Annotated in this window: 5 protein-coding genes; 2 read left to right on the top strand and 3 right to left on the bottom strand. The window is 42.7% G+C overall.

Annotated elements, in window-relative coordinates; genetic code table 11:
• Positions 1-300: 300 nt before the first annotated feature.
• From ACE1AQ_RS14725 to ACE1AQ_RS14715, 3 genes are all read right to left on the bottom strand, one after another.
• Positions 301-1,113 carry a DUF362 domain-containing protein gene (locus ACE1AQ_RS14725; protein WP_110545488.1) on the bottom strand — a complete coding sequence of 271 codons (813 nt, stop codon included), beginning with the start codon at positions 1,111-1,113 and terminating at the stop codon, positions 301-303.
• A 15-nt stretch (positions 1,114-1,128) separates the two neighbouring features.
• A complete protein-coding gene (gene dusA, locus ACE1AQ_RS14720; protein ID WP_039900019.1) occupies positions 1,129-2,124 on the bottom strand; it encodes a tRNA dihydrouridine(20/20a) synthase DusA in 996 nt (331 codons plus the stop codon).
• Positions 2,125-2,459: 335 nt separating this feature from the next.
• Positions 2,460-3,824, bottom strand: coding sequence for a hypothetical protein (locus tag ACE1AQ_RS14715; RefSeq protein ID WP_039900020.1), 1,365 nt, complete (start codon positions 3,822-3,824; stop codon positions 2,460-2,462).
• 206 nt (positions 3,825-4,030) lie between these two features.
• Between ACE1AQ_RS14715 and ACE1AQ_RS14710 the strand changes: the two genes are divergently transcribed.
• The gene (locus ACE1AQ_RS14710; RefSeq protein ID WP_008201765.1) at positions 4,031-5,320 is read left to right on the top strand and encodes a glucose-1-phosphate adenylyltransferase; all 1,290 of its coding nucleotides are present in this window, start codon (positions 4,031-4,033) and stop codon (positions 5,318-5,320) included.
• 477 nt (positions 5,321-5,797) lie between these two features.
• Entirely contained in the window at positions 5,798-6,895 is a 1,098-nt protein-coding gene (locus ACE1AQ_RS14705) for a patatin-like phospholipase family protein (protein WP_008201775.1), read from the top strand.
• The last annotated feature ends 86 nt before the right edge of the window (positions 6,896-6,981 follow it).

Genomic DNA, 6,981 nt, shown 5'->3' with positions numbered 1-6,981 from the left:
GAAAATAGGATTGGGACATTCAAAAACCTTGCATTATTCTTCTTTTAGTCCACAAATTGGTACAAAAAGCAGGGCAACAAAGCCTGAAACGACCGACGACTGGCTACTGACTCCTGATACTAAATCTGGTTATTAAAAACTGATTATCTATTACCTCTTTTGCCTATTGCCTATTGCATGAGTGCCTGTCCTCATAAGTAGCCCATACTCAACGGATTTAGTATAACCTATCGCTGAAACCGTAGATTTTCTATCCGAATGCCTCGCCCTTATTTTTTCAGTAAACCCTAATTATTAACCCTAATTGGTTCCGTTTAAAAGTTGAGAACGAAGCAAATCGATCGCATCTAAATAACTTGGCATTGGTTCATCACCTAACAGGCAAGCACTGCGATCCACGCTAATCATATCATCACCCCAAAACACTTGACCCAGAGGAATAGATTTTCCTCGATCCGGTCGCCAATTGCTACTAAAATATTTGAGATTGGCGTCCACCACTGCCCCATCAAAAAGATGACCGATACAAAAATAAACATCCTGTAAAATTAGTGGTACGGAGGGGCGATGTAATTGCCCCCGCGAGTTAGGACTACGGGCTTTATAATGACTACGGGGAAAGAGTCCATAGAGATTTTTTAAAGAAGCAGAAATCAGGGGTTCATCCTTTAAATGGGTGCGTTTTAAGGTTCCAATCGTGATCCGACAATCCACTTCTTCGATAATTTTAGGGGCAAACATCGAGGAAAAACGGACAGGAAAAGGGGAAAGATTCGGATATTCTTGCTGTGGTAAACTATCAGCATCAAGAATGGTTATTCCGGGATCAATAATAGATTTTACTCCCAAAATATCGATAATTTCTCTCAAAGAAATAGCAGAACAAACTCCCTCGATCAAGATAATTTCTGCCGTGGTATTTACCCCTCTTAATACCCGCAAAACTTGACTTAATACCGGCAGACTAACCGTTACTGGTGGTGGCACAGGATAACCTAAATTCGGTTTAATTAAAATACGTTTAGCTGTGATAGCTGCCGGGGGAGGTTGATAAACAAAATCCGCCATAGCTGAATTTTTTACCCCGGCATTAATTGAGGATTGGGTAATCATAGAAAGGAAAATAAATCAATGGGAAACTGACAGATTAGCCAGATCATTTAGGGAATTTACCTGCTGTAAAGCTTGCCAGATTACCCCAGAATCGGCCCCAGGAAAATGGCTATTTTCACTAATATAACGCTTCCAGGCTTTAGTTCCGGGCTGACCGGCAAAAAGCTGTAAAAGATGTTTGCTGATCTGGTGTAATTTATAACCTTTACTCACCCACTCATCGATGTAGGGAAGCATTTTTTTGATTACTTCTTCCCGGGTAGGAGGAGTAACCGATTTCCCATAAAAATCTCGATCAACTGTGGCAAATAAATAGGGATTATCGTAGGCTGCCCGACCGATCATGACCGCATCTACTAATTGTAAATGTTGTCTAGCCTGTTCTAAATTAATGATACCGCCATTAATTTCAATAAACAAATGGGGAAACTGATTTTTTAGGCGATAAACATCATCATAACGTAAGGGGGGGACGGTGCGATTTTCCTTGGGACTTAATCCCTGTAACCAAGCTTTGCGTGCGTGGATGGTAAAACGTTGACAACCGGCATCTGCGACAATACGGACAAAATTGGCCATATTTTCGTAACTATCCTGATGATCAATGCCAATTCTCTGTTTTACAGTCACGGGAATCGATACAGCTTGATTCATTGCCGATATTCCCCTCGCTACTAATTCCGGGTTAGCCATCAAACAAGCTCCGAAATTGCCCTCTTTTACCCTGGAACTAGGACAACCCACATTGAGATTTACCTCGTCATAACCCATATCTTCGGCTATTTTAGCGCATTCTGCCAAAAGATAGGGATTATCACCCCCTAACTGCAAAGCGAGAGGTTTTTCTGCTAGGGAGAACCCCAGCAACTTATAGCGATCGCCGTGTTTAATCGCCATCGTCGTGATCATTTCCGTGTAGAGAAGGGGACGACGGCTAATTTGTCGCAAAAAATAGCGAAAATGGCGATCGGTATAATCCATCATCGGAGCCACACTTAAAATATTGCCCATCTTTCCCTTGATTTTCTCCTTCAGGGTAGCCATCGATCCGCTGATCGGGACATTCTCCGGGGAAACCCACAGAATAACCGGTCTTCCTCTCAAGATATTTTAAAGCCTTTTGGTAAGTAGGTAGGCGTTAAAAATTATCAGACACCACCCTGATCAAGGGGGGACTAAGGGTAGGGTTGATTCATGAATCAACCCTACTATGAATCAACCCTAGGACTAAGGGGGGATCGAACCTAAAATCTATTTTTAATTTAATTATAACCAGCTACTTAAGTTGACTATCTAAATTATTGGTTAAGACTGCACCGGAGAAAGGAGAAGGGGACTTTTTTGACTTACCTCCGTGGCATATTTGCCCCTTTAATCGTGTCGCGGATGACGATTTTTTGTTCTTTGGAATAACCGGCAAAAGAACGAGTAGCAAGTAACTCGATTTCTATTCCCGTACCCGATCGCAAGGATTCCACAGGTAAGGGTAATTGACCGATATCCAGAATAAATTGATTGCCCTCCTGTCGGACTAAATTAGCGGGCATATCTCCTTCATAGCGAGTGACAAAATCAGTTCTGGGACTGGTTTGCAGGTCGTCTGCTTGCCAACGAGTGACACGATAACGCACTTTAAATTTAGTGCCGATTAAATTCGATTGGGAAGCTTTATCTTCAAGAAAAAGCCTTAAATCAGTACCATTTCCTGTGATACCTTTTGCTTCTAATTGGGTGACATCTCGTTCAAAAACAGCATTATAAACGACAAATTCCGTAACATTATTGCGTTTTTGAGTGGTTCCCTCAATCCAGAGGTCACTGGGGACAGTTACCTTCATTTCCTTTTGATCATCGAGGGTTAAAGTAAAACGCTGATTAGCAAACCGGTTAAACTCCTGGGGCGCATTCCAAATTAAAATAAAAGAACGTTCCGATCGATCTACTAAAATCCGATATTGATCATCGATCAGGGAACCGGGGGCAAATAAAGACACTGCCCCGGTGCGAGTTTCCCAAATATTTTTAGAGAGAATATAACCCCGTTCTTTTAACTCCGCCAGGGGAACAGTTGCGCTCGGTTGATCGGCAGTTAAAGGGCGATCGATTTGAATTAAAGTTAACTGTCCTAAACGACCCTCGCGACCGTTACGACCACTATTACCCGTCGCCCCATCCAGACCATCCTGACAGCTAAATTCTCTGGTGGTACAGCTATAATTGGCATCTCCCGGCCTACCGCTGCAGGTTTGAATTGTCCAGAAAGGTTGGGAACAGCGACAACCCTTGCCCCCCTGGCCTCCCTGACCCCCAAAACCCCCGGCGCCTCCGGCCGCATTGACCGTTACTTGTCTTAAAAAATCTAAATTAGTGGCATAGAGGGTTAAAGCGCCGCCATTACCGCCATCACCACCATTACCCCCATTGCCACCGTTACCACCACCGGCGGCCTGGAGATTTCGTGTGACGTTGCTCGGTTGACCGCTACAGTTGCCATCGCTGCCATTGCCGCCATTTTCACCATTGACCCCTTTTTGTCCTGAAATATCGAGTTTTAGGGGAGAACCATCGAGAAAAAGGGTTAAACTGTCACTATTTCTGCCTTGGCCGCCAACTTTGCCAGCTTTTCCGCTTTGGCCCTGTTTACCGAAAGTTTGTACATCGGAACCTTGGGCTAACCAAGAACAGCGATCGCCCGTCACCGTGGCGGGCATTAGGTACGGTAAAGGGAGAAAAAAGGTGAATACTAATGATTTAGCCCAAAAATTCATAATTTTAGCCAATTTATCCCCAAAGATTCCCATCGATTCCCTCTTGATGACTTTTAGATCTAGATTTTTGTTTCCCCTCTATCAATAAGGTGCGCTATCATCCTACACTTACTTTGAGAAGGAAACAGCCAATCGCGAGGGTTACGCGCGTGAAAAAAGTATTAGCTATTATCTTAGGTGGCGGGGCCGGAACTCGCCTTTATCCGTTAACGAAACTGCGGGCCAAACCTGCCGTCCCCCTAGCGGGAAAATATCGCCTAATCGATATTCCCGTCAGCAATTGTATTAACTCCCAGATTGACAAAATCTATGTGTTGACGCAATTTAATTCCGCTTCTCTCAATCGTCACCTCAATCGTACCTATAATTTTACGGGTTTTAGTGATGGTTTCGTGGAAGTTTTGGCCGCTCAACAAACCATGGAAAATCCTCAATGGTTCCAAGGCACGGCCGACGCAGTACGACAGTATATTTGGACGATGAAGGATTGGGATATCGATGAATATCTGATTCTCTCGGGAGATCATCTCTATCGCATGGACTACAGCAAGTTCATCGAACGCCATCGGGAAACCAACGCCGATATCACTTTATCGGTGGTTCCCATCGATGAACGTCGGGCCTCCGCTTTTGGGGTGATGAAAATCAATGATTCGGGGCGAATTGTCGATTTTTATGAGAAACCCAAAGGGGCAGAATTGGAAAGAATGCGGGTAGATACGACGATTTTAGGCTTAAGTCCCGACCAAGCTCGCCAAAGTCCCTACATCGCTTCCATGGGAATTTATGTCTTTAAAAAGAATGTTTTAATCGATCTGCTCGATGCCAATAAAGAACAGACCGATTTCGGCAAGGAAATTATTCCCTCGGCGGCTAAAGACTACAATCTTCAGGCTTATTTATTTAAGGGTTACTGGGAAGATATCGGGACGATTGAAGCCTTTTATGAGTCTAATCTCGCCCTGACTCAACAACCCAATCCCGCCTTTAGTTTCTACGACGAAAAAGCACCCATCTATACCCGTTCTCGCTATCTGCCACCCACAAAAATGCTCAATTGTACGGTGACAGAATCGATGATTTCTGAAGGTTGTATTCTCAAAGAATCTCGCATCCATCACTCGATTTTAGGTATTCGTAGTCGAGTTGGCAAAGACTGCTCGATCGAGGATACAATGCTGATGGGAGCCGACTTTTATGAGTCTTTCCCCGAACGGGAAAGTCTGATCGGAAATGCCAAAATTCCCGTGGGTATCGGTCCCGGTTCCACTATTCGTCGGGCAATTGTGGACAAAAATGCTCGCATTGGTTCCAATGTTTTAATTGTTAACAAAGATCGTGTGGAAGAAGCTAATCGCGAAGATTTAGGTTTCTATGTTCGCAGCGGCATCGTGGTTATTTTCAAAAATGCCACTATTCCCGACGGCACGGTAATTTAATCTATCAGTTATCAGTTATCAGTTATCAGTTATCAGTTATCAGTTATCAGTTATCAGTTATCAGTTATCAGCTTTTATTTATCCGATTAATTAGCCATTTTTCTAGTTATTATCGCTTGGATATAGCCGCAGGCTGATGGCTTCAGCTAATTACCTAGACAATTCCCTTGAAACCATAAGTAGCTGGTTATAATTAAATTAAAAATGGATTTTAGGTTCGATCCCCCCTGCACCCCTTAATAAGGGGGGTGCCGATCCCCCCTTAGTCCCCCCTTTAATCCTCCCTTAATAAGGGGGGCATCTGAAAGTTTTTAATACCTACCTACTTATCCTTTTCTAGAAGTGATAGCAAAATCTCCCGAGCAGCTCCTCTGAAAATCAGAAAAATTTCTATATTTTTGCATCCGATTTTAAGTTTATCAATTAACCTTAAATTAAAGCCCTAGGGCTTAGATAGAAGCCATTCAAAGGATATTTATGAAAGCCAAAATCGCGATCGCTTGTCAGGGAGGCGGCAGTCAAACTGCTTTTACTGCCGGTGCATTAAAAGCATTATTTGACAATAAAGTACAAGATTACTTTAATATTGTCAGTCTCAGTGGTACTTCTGGCGGTGCTATCTGTGCCTTTTTCACCTGGTATGCTCTCAAAAAAGGTGATAGCATCGTTTGGAAAAGAATGATTGATTTTTGGGAAGATAATAGCGCTCGAACTCCCCAAGAACAACTATTTAATGACTCAGCTATTAAAGCTCTAGAATTAGCCAGCAAAGGATTAATTCCCCAGTATAATCTCAGTCCTTCCTCTCCGATTACTAAAACCTTATTTTCTATAGCTACCTACGGTTTACGCAGTCGCTTTACCAACTTTGATCAGTTACTAAGAGCGCATATTGATTTCTCTGAATTAGCCACTTGGGGAGCTAAACCAGAACCCCCAATTTTATTAATTGGGGCCTGTAATATCCTGACAGGAAAGTTAAGTAAATTTAGCTCGCGCCAGGAAGCAGTTAAAATTGAACATATCCTCGCTTCTGCTTGTGTTCCTAACATTTTTCCTGCTGTCACCATTGAAACTATGGCCTACTGGGATGGACTATTCTCCGATAATCCCCCCATCCGTTCTTTAATTCGCCGTGAATTTGTCGGAGTCGAAAATATTCCCGATGAAATTTGGGTAATTAAAATTAATCCCACCTCCAGAGATAAGATCCCCGTGCAATCCGATGATATTGCTGATCGCCGCAATGAATTAGAAGGCAATGTTTCCCTATTTCAAGGTCTCGATCAGATTGATTTTATCAATCAATTATTTCTTAAAGGAGCCTTTAAAGAGGAATTTTTGCGGGAGATCGCCTTAACAGAACCATTTAAAATTCCTAAATCTTTCCCAGAAGATCCCGATCAAGATTACCATATTCCGATGATCGAAATGTCGGCGGAATTAGCCAATAGTCTCAACTACGAAAGTAAACTCGATCGCTCTCCGTCCAATATTCAGCGTCTGATCGCTGACGGCGAAAAACAGGGAAAACAGTTTCTAGAACATCGACTAAAAGCTATGGGTTTAGGATAATTTTTGAGGTTTCAAAAACGGCAAAAATAAGGATTAAATAGCATGAAATCTGTCAATAGACTATTTAATTGATTATTATTCATTCT

It is taken from the genome of Microcystis sp. BLCC-F209 (genome assembly GCF_041928595.1).
Classification (GTDB): Bacteria; Cyanobacteriota; Cyanobacteriia; order Cyanobacteriales; family Microcystaceae; genus Microcystis.
The sequence above is the reverse complement of the archived record's forward strand: the minus strand, read 5'-3'. Positions and strand labels throughout refer to the sequence as shown.

Bases quoted from the DNA above. Each gene is read 5' to 3' on its own strand.
- ACE1AQ_RS14715 (WP_039900020.1), bottom strand. From the start codon at position 3,824: ATGCCCGCCACGGTGACGGGCGATCGCTGTTCTTGGTTAGCCCAAGGT.
- ACE1AQ_RS14705 (WP_008201775.1), top strand. From the start codon at position 5,798: ATGAAAGCCAAAATCGCGATCGCTTGTCAGGGAGGCGGCAGTCAAACT.
- ACE1AQ_RS14725 (WP_110545488.1), bottom strand. From the start codon at position 1,113: ATGATTACCCAATCCTCAATTAATGCCGGGGTAAAAAATTCAGCTATG.
- dusA (WP_039900019.1), bottom strand. From the start codon at position 2,124: ATGGGCAATATTTTAAGTGTGGCTCCGATGATGGATTATACCGATCGC.